This is a genomic window from Streptomyces sp. NPDC019890 (genome assembly GCF_044903445.1).
GTDB lineage: Bacteria > Actinomycetota > Actinomycetes > Streptomycetales > Streptomycetaceae > Streptomyces.
The window spans coordinates 174226-191508 of the sequence record NZ_JBJDQK010000008.1; the positions used below are offsets into that span (position 1 = coordinate 174226).

At 72.2% G+C, this 17283-nt stretch carries 7 protein-coding genes; 3 read left to right on the top strand and 4 right to left on the bottom strand.

The window, feature by feature from the left end; translation table 11 throughout:
- Positions 1 to 6: 6 nt before the first annotated feature.
- The 3 genes from ACI2LP_RS22920 to ACI2LP_RS22930 are packed head-to-tail and all read right to left on the bottom strand — an operon-like array spanning position 7 to position 11585.
- Positions 7 to 309: an acyl carrier protein gene (locus tag ACI2LP_RS22920; protein ID WP_360865072.1), complete on the bottom strand. Its 303-nt coding sequence runs from the start codon at positions 307 to 309 to the stop codon at positions 7 to 9.
- Positions 299 to 4804 (bottom strand): beta-ketoacyl synthase N-terminal-like domain-containing protein, encoded by a 4506-nt coding sequence (locus ACI2LP_RS22925; protein ID WP_404726362.1) that lies wholly within the window; start codon positions 4802 to 4804, stop codon positions 299 to 301. Before ACI2LP_RS22925 ends, ACI2LP_RS22920 begins: the two co-directional genes overlap by 11 nt.
- Positions 4797 to 11585, bottom strand: a complete 6789-nt coding sequence (locus ACI2LP_RS22930; RefSeq protein WP_404726363.1) for an SDR family NAD(P)-dependent oxidoreductase — start codon at positions 11583 to 11585, stop codon at positions 4797 to 4799. The genes ACI2LP_RS22925 and ACI2LP_RS22930 overlap by 8 nt, the downstream gene beginning before the upstream one ends.
- Before the next feature lie 327 nt (positions 11586 to 11912).
- Between ACI2LP_RS22930 and ACI2LP_RS22935 the strand changes: the two genes are divergently transcribed.
- The gene (locus ACI2LP_RS22935; RefSeq protein ID WP_404726364.1) at positions 11913 to 12809 is read left to right on the top strand and encodes a LysR family transcriptional regulator; all 897 of its coding nucleotides are present in this window, start codon (positions 11913 to 11915) and stop codon (positions 12807 to 12809) included.
- Between the two features lie 175 nt (positions 12810 to 12984).
- Positions 12985 to 15204, top strand: a complete 2220-nt coding sequence (locus tag ACI2LP_RS22940) for an endonuclease (protein WP_404726365.1) — start codon at positions 12985 to 12987, stop codon at positions 15202 to 15204.
- A gap of 27 nt (positions 15205 to 15231) precedes the next feature.
- Here the strand turns inward: ACI2LP_RS22940 and ACI2LP_RS22945 are convergent, their stop codons facing one another.
- Positions 15232 to 16083 (bottom strand): caspase family protein, encoded by an 852-nt coding sequence (locus ACI2LP_RS22945; RefSeq protein ID WP_404726366.1) that lies wholly within the window; start codon positions 16081 to 16083, stop codon positions 15232 to 15234.
- A gap of 207 nt (positions 16084 to 16290) precedes the next feature.
- On the opposite strand from ACI2LP_RS22945, the gene ACI2LP_RS22950 reads away from it, so the two are divergent.
- Complete coding sequence (locus ACI2LP_RS22950; RefSeq protein ID WP_404726367.1) at positions 16291 to 17220, top strand: hypothetical protein; 930 nt, start codon at positions 16291 to 16293, stop codon at positions 17218 to 17220.
- The last annotated feature ends 63 nt before the right edge of the window (positions 17221 to 17283 follow it).

Sequence of the window (17283 nt, forward strand, 5' to 3'; positions counted from 1 at the left end):
GCGGGCTCAGACGGCCGGGGCCGAAGCGGGTGCGGCGGCGATGTGCGCCACGAGGTCGCCGACCGTCATGGCGAGGATCTCCTCCATGTCCTTCTCGGCCAGGAGGGCGATCAGGTCCACCGCTGACCCGTAGCGCTTCTGGAGCAGCTCGGCGAGCGCGACGAACTCGATGCTCTCCAGCGCCAGGTCCTCGTTGAAGGTGGTCGCCAGGGTGACCTCGTCCGCGAGGAGGAACTCGTCGCCGACGGTCTCGACGAGCATGGCGGTGATCTCGGCGAGTATCTGTTCGGCGGTGGCATCAGATGCCATGACTGGCCTCCGTGGGGGTGGGGACGGGGGGTTCGGTCCAGGCGACAACATGGGTGGTGGGACGGTTGTCCGGGCCGGGCGGATCGTCGACCGTGCTGATCCGTACGGTGTGGCCGCGGCCTTGGGGAGATATCACCCGGAGCCCTGTGGGTGCGGTGTCGGTGACGGTCCACTGCCGCGGTCGTCCCCCCAGGCCGGTGCCCTCGGCCTTGGCGGCGGCTTCCTTGGCGGACCAGAGGGCGGTGAGCGCCTGCGCCCGGTCGAACCCTTCGCGCGCGGCGAGTTGGTCGGCGAGCCGGCGCTCGTCGGCGGTGAAGGCGATGCGGCTCAGCGCCTCCGGGTCCTCGGTGACGGTCTCGATGTCGATGCCGACGGCGTGACGTGGGTGGGCGTAGGCCACGGCCAGCCGGTCCTTGTGGGCGAGGGAGAGCCGGAGCCCGGCGGCGCGCGGGCCCTCGGCGCGGGGGCGGCCCGCGTCGTCGTTGCCCACCGGCACCTCCGCGGGGAACAGTGGTCCCGCGCCGCCGTCCCACAAGAGGTGGCGTACGGCGTCCTTGGCGGCGATCCGTCCCAGCAGCCAGGCCGTGCGGGCCCGCGGCGGTCGCTTCTCGTACGCGGCGCGCTCTGCGGCACCCAGATAGCGCCGCATCACCAGCTCCTGCGATGCGGGGTCGGTCCAGCGGCGCCTGGCCAGGCACCAGCCGCCGGGCTGCGGCTCGCCGATACCGCAGATCTCCGGGGTGAACTTCATCGGCCACACCCGCTCGTCGGCGGCGAAACGCCGGTAGGTCCAGCCCTCCAGGCGAGCCCACACCGTGCCGTCGTCGGTGGCGAGTTCCACATCGCCCTGAACGGAGCCGGGTCGTACGGCGCGGATGCGGGCGGTGGCCCGCAGCAGGGCGCCCTCGCGCGGGGCGGGTCCGTACAGGCTGACCCGTTCCAACGAGGCGGGGAACACCAGCCGGTCGGCGGGCAGCCGCAACTGCATCCAGTGGCCGAGGAGTTGACCGGCGGCGTCCAGCAGCGCGCCGGGCGCGGGCAGGGCGCGCAGCACCCCGCGCACCCCGTCGTCGGCGACGGCGGTGACCGCGTGGACTCCGGCGAAGGCGGGGCCGTGGAACATCCACCGGTCGCGATAGAGGGCCTCGGCGCTGACGGGAGGCGGCCCTTCGCGGGTCAGCGCCGAGCGGTCGGGGGCGGGAGGGGCCGCATGACGGTCCGCGAGAGTGACGGTGACCGTCGCGCAGTCGCCGATCTCCACGCGTACCCGGTCGCCCGCGGGGTCGGGAGTCACGTGGAACTCCGCGTCGACGGGAGGCGCGACGGACAGCCAGCGCAGGGCCCGCACGTCGTCGAAGCCGGTGACGACCCGCCCGGGGGCGGCCTGGCGTGCGGCGTCCGCGGCGAGTTCGAGGAGGGTGGTCATGGGGACGACGGGGAAGCGGTCCGAGACCTCGGGCCAGCTGTCGGGCTGGAGATAGACGCAGTGGTCACGGACGTAGGGCATGGTCTGAAGGGAGAGCCGGCGCAGGGTGCGACGGGCTGCTGACACAGGCGGCTGCGGGGCGGGTTTCCCGCGCCAGGCATCGGCGACGGCGCGTGCCGCGTCGTGCGTTTCGTCGAGTACGGCGTCGAGGGCCGACAGCAGTCCCGGTTGACCGGGGGTGGACGCCCGGGGCGAGCAGGGCGGGCGGGCGAGACGGAGCGGGGGCGCGGCGGCTCCCAGGCTGATGAGCGGAGAGCCGAGGTCGAGCCGTACGAGGGCGGGCTCGGGGGCCGTGCGTTCGGGGGCCGTGCGTTCGGGGGCCGCGGGCGCGGTGAACGCGACAGACGCGGGCGCGGCGACCGCCGCGGGCTCGTCCTCCGCCAGCCGGTCCCAGCGCGGGTTCAGCCCCTCCGTCCACAGGGCCGCGGCCAGCCGGCGCAGTTGGTCAAGACCGCTGCCGCCCCGCCCGGCGCCCGCGGAGACGGCCAGGTGGTCCCGGCCGTGCAGGGTGTCCGACACAAAACCGGGCAGGCTGCCCGGGCCCATCTGTATGAAGGCCCGTACCCCCTCCGCGTACAGCCGCGCCGTCAACTCCCGGAAGCGCACCGGCTCCAGCAGATGACGCAGCACCACCTCCCGGACATCCTGCTCGCCGCCGGGGTACGCGGCGACTGTGGTCGCCGACCAGACGGGCACGGTCGGCGGCCGGAGCGGGAGTCTGGCGAACGCGGCGCGGACCTGATCGAGGTAGGGCGCCCACATGGGCGTGTGGAAGCCGGACCGGAAGGGCAACTCCTGGGTGAGTACGCCCTGCCCGGCAAGCCGGGCCAGCGCCTCGCTCACGGGACTCGGTTCCCCGCACAGCACCGACTGATGGGGGCAGTTGTCGTGGCTGACGGCGACGCGGTCCAGCCCGTGCAGGGCGGCCCGGGCCTGCTGCGCCCCGCAGCCGAGTGCCGCGTACACGAGATCGGGAACGTCGAGATCGCCCGGCCGCAGCGAGTCGAGGAAGGTGTCGACGGCCTGCTGGGGATACATCCCGGCGACCACCATGGCGGTCCACTCCCCCAGGCTGTGCCCGGCCAGCACGTCGGCGTGTACGCCCAGTTCGGGCAGGACGCGGGCGAAGAAGCGGCCCACGGCGATGGCGTCCACCGCCCGTTCCACGAGGGTGCCGCCGCCGGTCGGCGCGGGCCGGGGCAGACCGAAGCGGTCGGCGACATCGTCGACGTACGGCGTGAAGTCCGGCTCCAGACCCGGGAAGACGAACGCCAGTCGTGCATCGTCCGCAAGCAGCGGGCGCGGCGCGAACCACACACCGCCGCGACCGCGCCACGGCCTTCCCCGGGCGACGACCGCCATGGCCAGAGCCCGGCGCTTCGGGGTGAGACCGAGAACGGCGAGGCGGCAGGGCGGCCCGCCGGACGGCGATGGTGGCGAGGACCGTCCCGAGTCCGCCAACCCCTCGACCAGGCGGCCGAGTTCGCCGGGAGTGGCAGCGGCGAGCAAAGTCACAGGGGGTTCGGCGAGCACGGCAGGTCGGCCCGACCCGCGCCCGGCTGATGGGACGAACGCGCCCGCACCCGGCGCCTCCTCCAGCACCACATGCGCATTGATCCCGCCGAAGCCGAAGGCGTTCACCCCGGCCCGACGCGGCCCGTGCCCGCGCTCCCAGGGCTCCGACTCCGTCACCGGTCGCATCCGTGTCGCGGCGAAGCCCTCGTGCGGCGCTTCGACATGGAGGGTCGGAGGCAGCGTTCCGTCGTGCACCGCGAGTACGGCCTTGATCAGCCCGGCCATCCCGGAAGCCTGCATGGTGTGGCCGACCATCGACTTCACGGACCCCATCGCGACCGGTTCCGCGCCGGCCCTGCGCGGACCGAATACGCGTGCCAGGGTGGCGAGTTCGGCCTCGTCGCCGACCGGCGTACCGGTGCCGTGCGCCTCCAGCAGCCCGAGCGCACCGGGTGCGGCCGGATCGAGCCCGGCCTGCCTCCAGGCCCGGTGCAGGGCGCGAACCTGTCCGTCGACCAGGGGGCTCATCAGGCTCGCTGCGCGGCCGTCGCCCGCCACGCCCACACCGCGCACGACGGCATGGACGCGGTCGCCGTCACGCTCGGCGTCCGCCAGGCGCTTGAGCAGGACGACACCCGTGCCCTCGGACAGCAGCGTGCCGTCGGCGCGGCGGTCGAACGGGCGGATCTGCTGGCTCGGGCTCAACGCCCGCAGCTGGGTGAAGACGCTCCACAGCGTGGCGATATGGCAGTGGTGCACGGCTCCGGCGACCATCAGGTCGCAGCTGCCGGAGGCCAGCAGGCCGGCCGCCTGCTCGACGGCGAGCAGCGAGGAGGCACAGGCGGCGTCAAGGGTGTAGGCGGGGCCCTGGAAGTCGAGGCGGTTGGCGGCCCTCGCCGCGGTGAAACTGGGTACGAGGCCGATGGACGCCTCCGGCCGTTCCGGGCCCAGCCCTGCCTGGAAGGCTTCGCGCACCTGGCTGATGCGCTCCTCGCCCAGTTCGGGGGCGAGTTCGCGCAGCGTCGCGGACAACTGGTGGGCGGTGCGCACGCGCTGGTCGAGGCGGGCGGTGGCGACGCCCATGAACCCGCCGCGGCCGAGGATGACGCCGATCCGGGAGCGGTCGGCGGGCAGCCGCTCCTCGCCCCCGGCATCGGCCACGGCCTCGGCGATGACGCGCAGGGCGAGCAGTTGGTCGGGCTCGGCACCGGCCACGGCGGCGGGCATGATGCCGAAACGGGTCGGGTCGAAGGCAGCGAGGTCGTCGATGAAGCCGCCGCGCCGGCAGTAGAACTGATCGCTGCGGGCAGGTCCTTCGGTGCCGGTCGCGTCGTAGTAGACCTGGGGGTCCCAGCGGCGGGGCGGCACATCCGTGATGGCGTCCATGCCCGCGACGAGGTTACGACGGTACGCGGCCAGGTCGGCGGCCCCGGGGAAGACGGCGCCCATGCCGATGATGGCGGCGTCGGTCGGACGGGGGCCGCGGTCAGCCATGGTGGGCCTGGGCCGAGGCCCGGCTCTCTTCGGCGAGGAGGACGACCTGGCCGGTGGTGCCGTGCGCCAGTTCGGCGAGGAGCGCGGAGGTGCCGGCCGCCGGATCGAGGAGCGGGATGCCGCGGCTCGCGTACATCCGCTCCAGCTCGGGCGTGACCATGCCGCCTGCCTCGGCCGCCCACGGGCCCCAGTCGACGGCGAGGACCCGGCCCGGGAAGCGTCGCGACCAGGCGGGGGTGGTGGCGAGGGTGTCCAGGGCCTCGTTGGCGGCCGCGTAGTCGGCCTGTCCGCGGTTGCCGAAGACACCGGCGACGCTGCCGAAGAGGCAGAGGAAGCCGGGGGCCGGACCGTCACCGTGGTCGGCGGCGGCGTCGGCGAGGTGGCGTGCGCCGTCGACCTTGGTGGTGAAGACCCGCGCGAAGGACGCCGGGTCCTTCTCGCGCAGCAGCTTGTCCTCGATGGTTCCGGCGCCGTGCACGATGCCGTCGAGACGGTCGTGACGCGTGCGTATGTCATGGACGACAGCGCGTACGGCATCGAGGTCGGTGACGTCCGCCGCGTGATAGCGCACGGAAGCGGCCGTGCCGCTGAGGGCGGCGAGCGTGCCGCGGATCTCGCGGGCGGCGAGGATGCGGGTCGCGGCCGTCTCGATCTCGGCGGGGGTGCGCAGGCCTAGCCCGACGAGGGCCGCGCGCAGGGCGACCCGGTCATGGGCGTGCGCGACGGCCGGGTCCTCGGCGTCGTCGGGCGGTGGCGTGCGGCCGATGAGTTCGATGTGGCAGCCGGTGGCTTCGGCGAGGGCGATGGCTGTACGGGCGGTGATGCCGCGGGCTCCGCCGGTCAGCAGCACCACCGCGTCGCGGCCGATCGGGAGCGGAGGACGCGCTTCGCCGGTGGCGAGAGGGGCGGCGACGGTGCGCAGGCTGTTGCGTGTGCCGTTCGTGTAGCCGATCGCCACGGGCTCGTCAGCGGCGCACAGTTCGGCGACCAGATGGGCGGCGATCCGCTCGGGGCGGTCCTTGGGGTCGATGTCCACGGCACGCACGGCGGTGGTGGGGTGCTCGATCGCCGCGGCACGGGCGAAGCCGGTGAGACCTGCTCCGGGGATCGGGTCGGCCGTACCCGGCGATGCCTCTGACGCCGCGGTTCGGCCGAACGCTCCGCCGCGGCCCGTGACGAGCAGCAGTCGGCCTGTGCCCGCCGTCAGGATCGCGCGCAGCGCGCCGAAGTTCTCCGGCAGCACGGGCGCCGGGCCGGGGCGCAGGGCGCTCAGGTCCACCACGCCGTCGGCCCCGGCGGCGTCCGCCAGCCGGTCCGGGTGGAGGGTGCGCACCTCGGCTCCGTGGGACTCCAGCGCGGCGGCGAGGGCGACGGCGATCCCGAGGCCGTCGTCGACGACGGCGAACCGCCGGCCGGGCAGCACATCGGCCGGGTTGCGGGTGGTGGGCGGCCCCACGGGAGCGACCTCGACCAGAAGCCGGGCGGGGAGCGTTGGGCGAGGCCGATCCTCCCGGGCGGGTGGACGAAGCCCGTCCTCCCGGGTGGGCGGCTCGGTCGTGGGATCGGCGGCCGGCCCGGCGCCAGGGTCCTGCTCCGCCGTCGCGCGGCGCGCCACAATCCACTCGACGATGCCGCTGATGGTCTTCAGCCGGGAGAGTTCCTCGACGGCCGACTCCGCCGGCCCGTCCGCACCGCGCGGCAGCCCGATCCGGTCCGCCAGCGCCCCGATGATCTCCACCCGCTTGATGGAGTCCACCGAGAGATCGGCCTCCAGGTCGAGCGCCGGGTCGAGCATCTCCCTCGGATAGCCGGTGCGCAGATGGACGATCTCCAGCACGGCATCCATGAGTTCGTCACGCGTGAGGGGGCGGCTCTCGGTCTCCTCGGCGACCGGCCGAGGCGCGAAGCTTTCCGGGGCTTCGGGCTCGGGTGCGACCAACGGTGCGCGTGGTGGCGCACCGTCCACCCCCAAGTAGCCCAACAGCACGTCCCGTTGCGCGGCAACCAATTCCCGCGCACCACGCAAGTACTCCAGTACGGCGTCCTCACGCCGGTCCGCGGCCACCGCGGGACGAGCCACCGCCACCCGCCGGGCCGGGCGCAGTCCGCCCGCCACGGGCTGTCCGTCCGCCGTTCGTACGAGATGGCCGTCCACCAGCCATCCGGCACGCCGGGGCGGCTCGGCGGGCAGCGCCGCGGCGCGCCCCTTGAACAGCGGCTCCGGGTCGAAGGAGACGCCCGCCGCTGCGAGTTCGCCGAGGGCGGTGACCAGGCGGGTCACGCCGTGTTCGCCCGGAACGTCGAGCGGTACGGCGGTGTGCGGCCGGTCGCCCAGGATGCGGCCGACCAGTCCGGTCAGCACCCGGCCCGGGCCCGCCTCCACAAAGGTCCGCACCCCGGAGGCGTACATCGCCTCGATCTGCTCGGCGAAGCGCACCGGTTCGGCGAGCTGTCGGGCCAGTAACTCCCGAACGCCCACCGGCTCGGCCGGATAGGGGCGCGCCGTGGTGTTCGACCAGACCGGGAGCGTCGGCCGGGACACCGCCGAAGCGGCGAGTTCCGCTGCCAGCGCGTCGGCGGCGCCGGCGACGACTTCGCTGTGAAAGGCGCAGGCGACCGGGATGCGCTCGGCCGCGATCCCCGCCTCGCGCAGCGCGCTGATCGCGGCATCGACCGCTTGCGTGGGCCCTGAGATGACGCACTGGGACGGTGAGTTGTGGTTGGCGACAACGCAGCGGGGTGGCAGTTCGGGCAGGACCCCTGGGGGCGCGGGCACCGCGGCCATCGCTCCGGGGTCGTCTCCGGCGGCGGTGAGTATCGCCTCCGCCCGGCGGTCGCTGAGCCGCAGGAGGGTCGCGGTGTCGTAGGCGCCGGCGGCCCAGAGGGCGACCAGCTCGCCGTAGGAGTGCCCGGCCGTGCAGTCGGGGCGGATGCCGAGCGAGGTGAGCAGGAGGTGGGCGGCCGCTCCGGTGAGGCCCAGGGCAGGCTGGGCGGTCAGGGTGTCGGTGACGGCGGCGCGCTGGGCGGCCCGCTCCTCGGGTGTGAAGGCGGCGGGCGGGAACATCCTGCTCACGCGGCGAGGGTCCGCCGCGTACAGCGTCGTCCGCAGCCGCGGGAAGGCGATGAACAGATCGCCGAGCATGCCGGGACGCTGGCTGCCCTGCCCCGGGAAGAGGAAGGCGGTCCGGCCCGACTCCGGTGCATCGGTGCGCACATGAATGCCGTCACCGGTGGCGAACTCCCGGGCCCGGTCCAGCTTGGCGGCCAGGTCGTCAAGGCCTGTCGCGACGACCGCGACCTGGATCCCGCCCTCCCCGGCCGACGTCTCACCGGCGAGGTCACGCAGCGGCCAGGGCCGTCCCGCCGCATCGTTCTGTTCCAGCCGGGCGGCGAGGCGGTCGATCGCCCGCACGGCGGCCGGACGGTCCGCGCCCCGGAAGCAGAAGAGCTCGGCAGGCCAGGTGTCCAGCCCGTGCGCGGGCTCGTCCGCATCGCCGTACCCGGCGAGGACGGCGTGGTAGTTGGTGCCTCCGAACCCGAAGGCGCTGACGGCGGCGAGCCGCCGGCCGACGGGCTCGGCCCACGGCCTGGCCTCCGTGTCGAAGCAGAAGGGGCTCGTGTCCGGCTGCCAGTCGGGGTTGGGGCTGGTCAGATGCAGAGTCGGCGGCCGGACGCCGGAGTGCACGGCCCGTGCCGCCTTGATCAGCCCGGCCAGCCCCGCCGCGCATTTCGTGTGACCGAGCTGCGACTTGACCGAGCCGAGCGAGCAGCCACCCGCGTCCGAGCCGCCGAAGACCTCGGTGAGGACGGCCAGTTCGGTGCTGTCCCCCACGACGGTGCCGGTGCCGTGAGCCTCCACCAGACCGATCTCGGCGGGCGTGATCCCGGAGCGCCGGTAGGCGCGTTCCAGTGCGCGGCGCTGCCCTTCGGGCCGGGGTGCGGTGAGTCCGAGGGAACGTCCGTCGCTGGAAGCGCCGACGGCCTTCACAACGGCGTAGATGCGGTCGCCGTCGCGTTCGGCGTCCGGCAGACGCTTGAGTACGAGGCAGGCGACGCCTTCGCCGAGTGCGATGCCGTCGGCGGAGGTGTCGAAGGGGCGGCACCGGCCGGTGGGCGACAGGGCTCGTACGGAGGCGAACATCAGGTAGTCGTTGATGCCGTTGTGCACATCGGCTCCGCCGCACAGCACCATGTCGCTGTCCCGGTCGCGCAGTTGCTTGCAGGCCAGGTCGAGGGCGGCGAGCGAGGAGGCACAGGCGGCGTCGATGGTGCAGTTGGCGCCCCCGAGGTCGAGGCGGTTGGCGACGCGTCCGGCGATGACGTTCGCGAGGACTCCGGGGAAGGAGTCCTCGGTCAGCCGCGGCAGTTGGGCGTCCAGCTCGGGCGGCAGCTCGCCGAGATAGCCGGGGTGCAGGGCGCGAAAGCCGTAGGCCCCGGCGAGATCCGTACCGGCCTCGGCGCCGAAGACGACCGAAGTGCGGGAGCGGTCGAAGTGCCGCTCCCCCGCGTATCCGGCGTCGGCGAGGGCTCTGGCGGCAATGTCGAGGGCGAGCAGCTGAACCGGTTCGATGCTGCCGAGGGAGGCCGGGGCGATGCCGTGGGCGAGCGCGTCGAACGGGGCGGGTGGCAGGAAGCCGCCCCAGCGGGACGGAGTCCGCTCCCCCGCCCGCGCCGGATCGGGGTCGTGGTAGGCGGCGGTGTCCCAGCGGTCGGCGGGCACTTCGGTGACGGAGTCGGTACCGGCGACGATGTTCGACCAGTAACCGGCGAGGTCGTCGGCGCCGGGATAGCGGCAGGCCATGCCGACGACCGCGATGTCGAGCGGAGCCTCCTCCACCAGGGGCTCGGGTGCCTCGGCCCGCAACTCCTCCAGACGGTCCTCGAGCAGCTGCGTCGCGCCCTCGGTGACCTGGGTGTGCAGGGCGGCGACCGTGGTGGTGGCGGTGCGCGCGGTGGCGATCTGGCCGAGCATGTAGAGGCCCTCGTCGCGCTGTTCCTCCTCGTCCGCCGGGGCGGGCCCCGTCGCGGTGTGACGCAGGCCCTTGCTGGCGATCCGCAGCCGCCCGAGGTTGAGCTTCTCCAGCTCCTCCCACACCTCGGTGGGGCTCGCGCCGTCCTGCCGCAGCCGCTCGGCGGTGGTGGTGAAGACATCGGCGTACGCAGTGACGGCACAGCGGGTGGCGTGGCCGGGAGCGGTGTGCAGCAGTGCCGTGGCCCGGCAGTCGATGGCTGTGCGCTGGAAGCCGGGCAGTACGGCTCCGGCGGACACTGCCTCGTCGGTGAACAGATAGGCGGTGCCCATGAGGACGCCGATCCGGGCGCCGCGCTCGGCCAGCGGACCGGCGGCGGCCACCGCCATCGCCGCGGACCGTTCGTCGTGGATGCCCCCGGCGAACAGCACGTCGAGCTCGGCGGCGTACGGGCAGGCCAGCAGCCGCTCGATCTGTTCCTCCCAGAGCGGGAAGGCGGCGCGCGGCCCGATGTGCCCGCCGCACTCGAGCCCTTCGAAGACGAACCGCCGCGCCCCCTCGGCGAGAAACTGCTCCAGCAGTCCGGGCGAGGGCACATGCAGATAGGTCCGGGTCCCGGCGGCTTCGAGGGGGGCGGCCTGCGCGGGCCGGCCGCCCGCGATGATCGCGTACGGCGGCCGTACGTCGGCGACGGCGGCGAGCTGTTCGCGGCGCAGCTCGTCGGGGGCGAAGCCGAGCAGTCCGACGCCCCAGTCCCGGCCGGCCAGGCGCTCGGCGGTTTCGGTGAGCAGTTCGCGTACATCACGGCCGTCCATCACGGCCAGGGCGAGAAAGGGCAACCCGCCCGCGTCGGCCACGGCCCAGGCGAAGGCGGGTCGGTCGCTGACCCGGGTCATGGGCCCTTGGGCCACGGGCAGACGGCCCGCGTCCGGGCGCGGCTGGAGGGGACGGGCCCGGACCGCCGCTTGAAGATGACCGGTGATGGCGGCCCGCACGGCCTGTACGACAGAGCCGGTGGTGCGGTGGCGTAAGGAGAGCCGGGCGGCCGTCGCACCGTCCTGGCCGATGGGCAGCGGCTGGGTATGCAGGCCGCGCGCGCCGAGAAGTTCGGCGAGGTTCCCCTTCGGTGGGGTCAGATCGGGACGGGCATAGACGCGATGGCCCGCGACAAGGGTGGTTTCGCTGCCGTCCATGGCCCGGATGGCGGCCGCGACCGAGGCGGGCAGTGGCTCGGTGCCCTCGGTGGTGAGCGCGAGCTGCGTGTCGAGTACGACTCCGGCGGCTCCGCCCGCAACGGCCGCGGCCGCCGTGTGCGGGCCGATGCCTCCCGCAGCCAGGACCGGAACGGTCATCTCGGGGTCGGCCAGCAGCCGTTGGAGCAGTACGAACGTGGTCAGTTCGCCGACCCGGCCGCCTGCCTCGTGTCCCTTGGCCACGATCCCGGCCGCGCCGCCGGCGAGGGCGGCCGTGGCCTCGGCGGGGCTGACGACCTCGGCCCATACCCGGCGCCGGCCGCCCGCGGCCCACTCGGCCGTCCCTGTGCGCCAGTTCTCCTCGGCGAGCAGAACGGTGTCCACCCCGGCGGGCAGTTCGGCCGGAATGACCCGGCATCCGGCCGGTACGCGCACTCCGTAGCGCCCTCGCAGCCTGTCCATCGCGGTGCGTGCCCGTTCGCGGTCCCTGCCGAGATCCAGCAGGCCCAGCGCGCCGGCCCGTTCCGCGGCCGCGACCATCGGGGCGTTGGGCTCCTCGAACGGGCTGAGCACGACGACGAGGTCCCGGCCTGAGTACCGGGTCGGCTGCGAGGTCACGGGCTCTCCTTGGTTTCCGAGCAGGGCCGGGCGAGGGAGCGTCGAGCGGTGGTTCACGGCACGGAGGGCCGGCGCTGCGCCACGGCCGGGGCGGGTCGGACCACGGCGGGCTGAGAGATGTACGGGCACCAGTGAGGCTAATCAGCAGTAACATTGCTTGCCGCGAAGAATCGTTGCGGCGGTCGGCGGGCGCTGTCAAGCACATCCGCCACCCATGCCTCAGAGGTATGGGAGCCTGCTGACGGAGCATCAACTTCCTTGCACAGAGCGGGATTTGTTCACAGAGCGGCTCTTACACCCGCAAGGCCCTGCGGCTACCGTCCGTCCATGACCCCCACACTCCAGCAGCTGCGCTACCTCGTCGCCGTCGCTGACTGCCACTCGATCACCGCCGCGGCGTACTCCGTCTACATCGCCCAGCCGGCCCTCTCCCGCTCCATCCAGTCCCTGGAACGCGACCTCGGCGTGGAACTCCTGGACCGCAGGAGCCGGGGAGCGACCCTGACCCCCATGGGCGCCCGCGTCGTACGACTGGCCCGCACCGTCCTCGACGCCGTGGAAGCCATCGAGGACATCCGCCCCCCACACGGCCGCAGTTCGAGCGCGGGCACGCTGACCGTCACCGTCACCCCGACACTCTCCCTCGACCTCGCCGCCGACCTCGTGCCCTCCTTCACCGAACGCCACCCCGGCATCGAGGTACGGCTGCTCCAGCACGACAGCCGCGAGGCACTTGTAGAAGCCCTGACCGACGGCGCGGCGGAGCTGGGCCTGGTCGATCTGCCCGTCGACAAGGAGCTGTCGACGCACCATCTGCGGGACCGCGAGGTCGTACTGATCTCGCCGCGCGGCACCGGGCTCCCCGACCCCGTGCCGTACCGGATGCTGAGCGGCCTGCGGATGGTGCTGCCCACCCCCGGCACCGGTCGGCGCACGGAGCTCGAGGCGATGTTCGGCCGGCTCGGCGTGCGCCCTGTGCCGGTGGTGGAGGCGGACGAGCGGCTGGTCTGGGTCACCAGCGTCATGGACGGGCTCGGTTCGCTGATCTGGTACCGGGACATGGTGTTACGGGCCTTCGGTCACCGCGTCGAGGTCCGTTCCTTCACCCCGCCGCTGCTGCGCGCCGTGGGCATCGTCCACCGACGCCGCCCGCTCAGCCGCCCCGCCCGCGCCTTCCTGTCGCACGCCCGGCACAACGCACCCGTACGCGAACCCGCCGGATGAGATGGACGTCGGCCCGGGACGGAGAAATTGGCACTGTTTCAGTGTCGAGTGTTGAAGGGCGAAGCATTACCCCATTCGAGTGAGCAGTGCTGCACATTCCGTGTCCTAATGAAAGAGGGGCCGAAAAGCTGCCAAACCCACATACGAACGAGGGCCACGAGGAGGTCGGGCCGCCATGACAGTGGAACAGTTGTCCCGGGCGGAGGCGGAATACCTCGCGCAAGTGAAGCGAGCCGGTGAGCGCTACGCGATGCGCACCGCGGAGCGAGCAGGAAATCTTCGGGCGCTCGACGAGAGCGGCATCCTGTACGCCGATTCGCCTGACCGGATCAGTAAGAGGCTGGCACGCCTGGGCGCCGACCTGGCGATGGCCAAGCAGATTGAACAAACGCCCGCGGAAGCCACCCCGGGCAGCAGTCTGGGCCTGGACCCTGACACGGCCGGAGCCGATCTGCTGGGGCTGGAGCGCCTGATGGGGCGCAATGACCTCATTGGGGTCGGCTTCCTCGAAGCGGGATTTCTGGCCTCCCGCTCGATCGGGCGGGTGACCGTCCGTGGCGGAGGCGGGACTTTCCACGGCACCGGATTTCTCGTGTCCCCCTCGCTCCTGATGACGAACAACCATGTACTGCACACGGCGGACGAAGCGGCCCGCGGTGTTGTCGAATTCAACTTCCAGGAGGGCCTGGACGGACAGCTGCTCGCGCCCGTGGTGTTCTCTCTGGAGCCGGGGACCTTCTTTGTCACGGACCGTGACCTCGACTTCAGCGTGGTCGCCGTGGCCCAACACTCCCAGGACGGCCGACCGGTGTCGTCCTTCGGCCGACTGCCGCTCAAGGAGGCCGAGGGAAAAGTCATCCTCGGAGAGATCGTCAACATCGTCCAGCACCCCAACGGCGAGCCCAAGCAGCTCGCGCTGCGTGAGAACCGGGTCGTGGACCTGCTGGAGAAGTTCCTGCACTACGAGACGGACACGGCACCCGGCTCATCGGGGTCACCGGTCTTCAACGACCAGTGGGAGGTCGTGGCGCTGCATCACGCCGGTGTTCCGCGCACCGACGAGCACGGCCAGCCCCTTGCCGTCGACGGGTCCCGCTGGGAACCGGCCATGGGTGAGCACCGGCTGGCCTGGAAGGCCAATGAGGGGGTGCGGATCAGCCGCGTCCTCGGTGCGCTCCGGCAGGCCCCCCTGACCGGCGCCGGCGCCGCACTCCGCGAAGAGCTCTTCGCGGCCGGAGCGGCCCTGCATCCGGTCGAGACGTCACAGCCGCCGGTGAGCGCGACAAACGGCGTCGGACCGCAGAGCCTCGCACTTGACGGGGCCGCACAGCAGTCGGCACCAGGCGGGACCGTGGGCTGGAGCGTTCCGCTGCACATCAGTGTCAGCTTCGACCCGGCCACACCCCAGGCCCAAGCACAGGCGCAGCCTCAGGCACTGGCCCAGGCCCGGGTTCCCCAGTCGCCTCCGACGCCGGCAGCCGGCCCCCCGCTGGTGCCGGATTCCGGGGTCGGCCACATCGACGGTCAGTCACCCGCCGAGACCGACCTGGCCGCCGCGCTGGTCAACCTGGCGGCCGCACGTAGCCGCCCGTACTACGACGCGCGTGCGGACGAAGCCGCGCGCGAGGCCTACTACGCGAACATCCGCGCCGACCGCCCCAGCGGGCTGTGCCACGCGCTCACCGAACTGCTCGAAGCCACCCATGCGCAGCGGCCCGCGTACAAGCCGATGCGCATGGTCTACCCGTGGGTCGACCTGCATCCGGACGAGCAGTTGCGCAGCATCTACTCGGGCAAGGACTTCTCGCCCGAAGAGCTCATACAGGCCGACGCCGCGGTGGAGGCCGCCCGGATCGGACGCTGGCAGGAGTTCCTGCTGCACGAGAGTGCGCCCGGCCCCGCCGCGCTCGAGGCCCAGTTCGACGCCCTGGAGGCGGCGCTGCCGTTCAACTGCGAGCATGTCGTGCCGCAGTCCTGGTTCGCCAAGAAGGAGCCCATGCGCGGGGATCTGCATCACCTCTTCGCCTGCGAGTCGGGGTGCAACAGCTTCCGCGGAAACATCCCGTACTTCGACTTCGCTGACAGCGAGGAAGTCGTCCGGGAGGCCTGCGGGCGCCGTGAGCCGGACAAGTTCGAGCCGTCGGCCGGCAAGGGTCCGGTCGCCAGGGCGACGCTGTATTTCCTGCTGCGCTACCCCGGGTTCATCGGCGATGAGGCACGCGAGCTCCAGCGGGAGCGCCTGGGCCTTCTGCTGGCCTGGCACAGTGACAACGCGGTCAGCGAGTACGAGCGGCACCGCAATGCGGCGATAGCCGAGATACAGGGCAATCGCAACCCGCTGATCGATCACCCGGAGTGGGCCGAGCAGATCGACTTCACCGGCGCCTGGCCGTGACGAGGCCGCTCACCTTGACGGCTCCACTCACACGGTGAAGGGGCGCTGTTCCAGGAACTGGTCACCGGGTCGGCCGGTCACATAGAAATTCGGGCTCTGGGTGGCCGGCATGCTGCGCAGAATGTCGCGGTGGAAGGCCCGGTACCCGCCGTGGAAGGTCCCGCCGTCCCAGACCTCCAGCAGGGTGCCGGTGAACTTGCCGTTGACCGGGCCGTCGGAGGAGAGCTGGTTGTCCTGGCAGCCGGAGATGAGCAGGGCGCTCACTTCCGACTCACGGGTCTTCTTCGGGCCGAGGCCGCGCTGGATCTCCTCGAAGAACTCCTTGTCCCGTTGGTAGATCTCGTACTGTTTGGCGACCGGCATGAGCCGTGAGGTGTTCTCGATCTGGTCCGGGTCGAGCGTCTGGAACTGCTTCTGCATGGCCTCGGGGCTGAGGACCTCGCGTACCTCGATGCCGCTGCCGCTGTGGCAGGAGTCGAGCAGCGCAAGGATCCGTACGCCCTCCTCGAAGCGGGCGAACTCTCGGTACAGCTCGTCGTCGAGAAACTCGCGGTCGTACAGGACGAGGGTTTCGTCGAACTCGTCCGGTTCGTCGTCGGAGCCGACGGTGTTCGGCACCTGGCCGCCGTGGCCGGAGTAGGTGAACAGCAGGATGTCCCCGCTCTTCAGCTTCTTGGCCGCCTTTTTCAGCTCGGCGGTGACGTTCTCGACGGTGCCGTCGGTGGTGAGGATGGTCGTCTCGTCGAACCCGGCCTCGCGGGCCAGGCCGGCCATGTCGCGGGCGTCGTTCTCGCAGGCGACGAGTTCGCCGTCCCAGCCGCCGTATGTGGCTGGGTCGACCTTGTTGAGTCCGACGTGGAGGGAGAGGCCGGTGGCCATGGGGGTTTCTCCTTGCACCTGGGGCGGCGGGCATCACCGGGATCCGTTCCGTGCGCTGCCCGCTTCCGAACCCGACAGCGGCCGGTACCGCCTGAACGGGCGCCTCGGGCGCAGCCGGAGGAGCCGCGGCGGGGGCCGAATGGCGATCGAATCCCCCCGAGCCAATACTGACAGTGGCCGGCGTTCGTGCCGAGGCGGGAGGCAGTCATGCAACCCAGAGTCGTTTACGTCCATGGAAACGGGAACAAAGTCCGCTCGGAACTGCTCAAGTCCCAGTGGGACAGGGCGCTGTTCGGCAGCGACATGGCCGATCTCTCCCGCATGGCCTACTGGGCTCCTGTCCGGTACGAGCGGCCCTTGCCCGATTCCCGGCCCGGCCCCCTGGACGGCGGGCCGACGGAAATCGAGGAGACAGTCACATCCGTGGAGTTCGAACCGCCCGAGGAATTCGTGGCGAGAACCCTTGACGAAGCACGGTTCGAGGCCGGTGGCGTCGGGCCCGAGTCCACGCCCGGCGCCGGCGAGCCGCAGGGCGCGCTCGTCGACTGGCTGAGCGAAATGACCTCTCTCGCGGACACACTCGCCGAGATGGAGGATGCCGGGCCGTCAGACCGCCTCCCGCTCGAGGCGCTGCCGTTGCCCGCGACACCGCGCAAGGCGGTGTTCCGGTTGCTCGTCAAGCACACGTTCAAGGACGTGCACGCCTATTTCTTCGGCGGCGCGGGGAAGACGATTCGGGGCGTGGTGCAGGAGGCTCTGGAGGGCCTGGACGGCGCTCCCCTCGTAGTGGTCGGCCACAGCCTCGGGTCCATCGTCGCCTACGAAGTACTGGCGGAGCAGGGCCGGGAGGTCGAGCTGTTCGCCACGGTCGGATCGCCGCTGGCGATCACCGAGGTGCAGGACCACCTGGCGAAGCCGCCCGCGGTCCCGGCCGGCGTACGGGCCTGGCGCAACGCCTCGGACCTGCGGGACCTGGTGGCGCTCGACCACACGCTGCGGCCTGAGTACGCGCCGCCGGAACGGGTCACCGACCTGTTGGTGACGAACAACAGCCACAACCATCACGGCATCGCCGAGTACCTGGGAAACCCTAAGGTCAGAGAGCCTTTCCAGCGGATTTTCAGCGACGTTGCATGAGGGCATACCGGGTGCAAACATGACAAGTAGCAGTTGGTCCGGCCCTTGCTCCCCAGGGGCGGC

Bases quoted from the DNA above. Each gene is read 5' to 3' on its own strand.
- ACI2LP_RS22945 (WP_404726366.1), bottom strand. From the start codon at position 16,083: ATGGCCACCGGCCTCTCCCTCCACGTCGGACTCAACAAGGTCGACCCA.
- ACI2LP_RS22950 (WP_404726367.1), top strand. From the start codon at position 16,291: ATGCAACCCAGAGTCGTTTACGTCCATGGAAACGGGAACAAAGTCCGC.
- ACI2LP_RS22940 (WP_404726365.1), top strand. From the start codon at position 12,985: ATGACAGTGGAACAGTTGTCCCGGGCGGAGGCGGAATACCTCGCGCAA.
- ACI2LP_RS22935 (WP_404726364.1), top strand. From the start codon at position 11,913: ATGACCCCCACACTCCAGCAGCTGCGCTACCTCGTCGCCGTCGCTGAC.
- ACI2LP_RS22920 (WP_360865072.1), bottom strand. From the start codon at position 309: ATGGCATCTGATGCCACCGCCGAACAGATACTCGCCGAGATCACCGCC.
- ACI2LP_RS22925 (WP_404726362.1), bottom strand. From the start codon at position 4,804: ATGGCTGACCGCGGCCCCCGTCCGACCGACGCCGCCATCATCGGCATG.